Source organism: Enterobacter sp. 50793107, assembly GCF_001463365.1.
Classification (GTDB): domain Bacteria; phylum Pseudomonadota; class Gammaproteobacteria; order Enterobacterales; family Enterobacteriaceae; genus Enterobacter; species Enterobacter cloacae.
Window position 1 is genome coordinate 1 of record NZ_LNII01000144.1, and the last position, 2,469, is coordinate 2,469.

A 2,469-nucleotide genomic window follows, 5' to 3' on the forward strand; every position below is an offset into this window, starting at 1 on the left:
GCGTGGTGAAGCAGTACCAGATTCAGGTCAATCCGGTAAAACTGTCCCAGTATGGGATCAGCCTGCCCGAAGTGAAACAGGCTCTTGAATCGTCTAACCAGGAGGCCGGTGGTTCATCCGTTGAAATGGCCGAAGCGGAGTATATGGTCCGTGCCAGCGGTTATCTTCAGAGCATTGATGATTTTAATAACATCGTCCTGAAAACAGGTGAGAACGGCGTGCCGGTTTATCTGCGGGATGTTGCCCGCGTGCAGACCGGGCCCGAAATGAGGCGTGGTATTGCCGAGCTGAACGGCCAGGGAGAAGTCGCTGGCGGCGTGGTGATCCTGCGGTCGGGTAAAAATGCGCGCGACGTTATCACGGCAGTGAGGGATAAACTGGAGACGCTGAAGGCCAGCCTGCCGGAAGGCGTTGAAATCGTGACCACCTACGATCGCAGCCAGTTAATCGACCGGGCGATTGATAACCTCAGTTCCAAACTTCTGGAAGAGTTTATCGTGGTGGCCATCGTCTGTGCTCTGTTCCTGTGGCACGTACGTTCTGCCCTGGTGGCGATTATCTCTCTGCCGCTTGGCCTGTGTATCGCCTTTATCGTCATGCACTTCCAGGGACTGAACGCCAATATCATGTCGCTGGGAGGGATAGCGATTGCCGTCGGTGCGATGGTGGATGCCGCCATTGTGATGATTGAAAATGCGCACAAACGGCTTGAGGAGTGGGATCATCAGCATCCGGGTGAGCAGATTGACAACGCCACCCGCTGGAAGGTGATTACCGACGCCTCCGTGGAAGTGGGACCCGCGTTGTTCATTAGCCTGCTGATCATCACCCTGTCCTTTATTCCTATCTTTACCCTGGAAGGGCAGGAAGGTCGTCTGTTTGGCCCGCTGGCATTCACGAAAACGTACTCCATGGCGGGAGCGGCCGCACTGGCCATCATCGTCATTCCTATTCTGATGGGATTCTGGATCCGGGGGAAAATTCCTGCAGAGACCAGTAACCCCCTGAACCGGGTGCTGATCAAAGCGTATCATCCTTTGCTGCTGCGGGTCCTCCACTGGCCAAAAACAACCCTGCTGGTTGCGGCCTTGTCCATTTTCACGGTTATCTGGCCACTGAGTCAGGTGGGCGGTGAATTTCTGCCGAAGATTAACGAGGGCGATCTGCTGTATATGCCGTCGACCTTGCCTGGCGTCTCTCCGGCAGAAGCTGCAGCGCTCCTGCAGACAACAGACAAGTTAATCAAAAGCGTTCCTGAAGTGGCTTCTGTATTTGGCAAGACCGGTAAAGCAGAGACCGCAACGGATTCCGCGCCGCTCGAAATGGTGGAAACCACGATCCAGCTCAAACCTGAGGATCAGTGGCGTCCCGGCATGACAATTGACAAGATTATTGATGAACTCGACAGGACAGTCCGTTTACCGGGTCTGGCAAACCTCTGGGTGCCGCCTATCCGTAACCGTATTGATATGCTCTCAACCGGGATCAAAAGCCCGATAGGTATCAAAGTGTCCGGGACTGTTCTGTCCGATATCGACGCGACGGCGCAGAGTATCGAGGCGGTAGCCAAAACCGTGCCTGGCGTGGTGTCTGTCCTGGCTGAGCGACTTGAGGGCGGGCGCTACATCGATATCGATATCAACCGGGAGAAAGCCTCCCGCTACGGGATGACGGTAGGTGATGTCCAGCTGTTCGTCTCTTCAGCAATCGGAGGTGCTATGGTGGGTGAGACAGTTGAAGGGGTGGCCCGGTACCCTATTAACATTCGCTACCCGCAGGATTACCGGAACAGTCCGCAGGCGCTGAAACAGATGCCGATCCTGACCCCGATGAAGCAGCAGATCACGCTGGGCGATGTCGCGGATATTAACGTCGTTTCTGGACCAACCATGCTGAAAACCGAAAATGCCCGGCCAGCCAGCTGGATTTATGTTGATGCCCGCGGCAGGGACATGGTGTCGGTGGTTAACGACATTAAGACGGCCATCAGCGAGAAAGTGAAACTGAGACCGGGAACCAGTGTGGCATTCTCCGGACAGTTTGAACTGCTTGAGCATGCCAACAAGAAACTGAAGCTGATGGTGCCGATGACGGTGATGATCATTTTCATCCTGTTGTATCTGGCATTCCGCCGGGTTGACGAAGCCCTGCTGATCCTGATGAGCCTGCCGTTCGCCCTAGTTGGCGGAATATGGTTCCTGTACTGGCAGGGCTTCCATATGTCAGTGGCGACCGGAACCGGGTTTATCGCCCTGGCCGGGGTGGCAGCAGAGTTTGGCGTGGTCATGCTGATGTATCTGCGTCATGCCATTGAAGTGCACCCGGAATTGTCCCGTAAAGAGACGTTCACACCGGAAGGTCTTGATGAAGCCCTTTATCATGGTGCCGTGCTGCGTGTCCGGCCGAAAGCCATGACCGTGGCGGTGATCATCGCGGGTCTGCTGCCGATACTCTGGGGAACCGGCGCAG

Annotated in this window: 1 protein-coding gene; it reads left to right on the forward strand. The window is 55.5% G+C overall.

Annotated features, from left to right (window positions below):
- Positions 1-2,469, forward strand: a 2,469-nt coding sequence (gene silA, locus APU11_RS18620; protein WP_060578691.1) for a Cu(+)/Ag(+) efflux RND transporter permease subunit SilA, incomplete at both ends; no start/stop codon positions are given.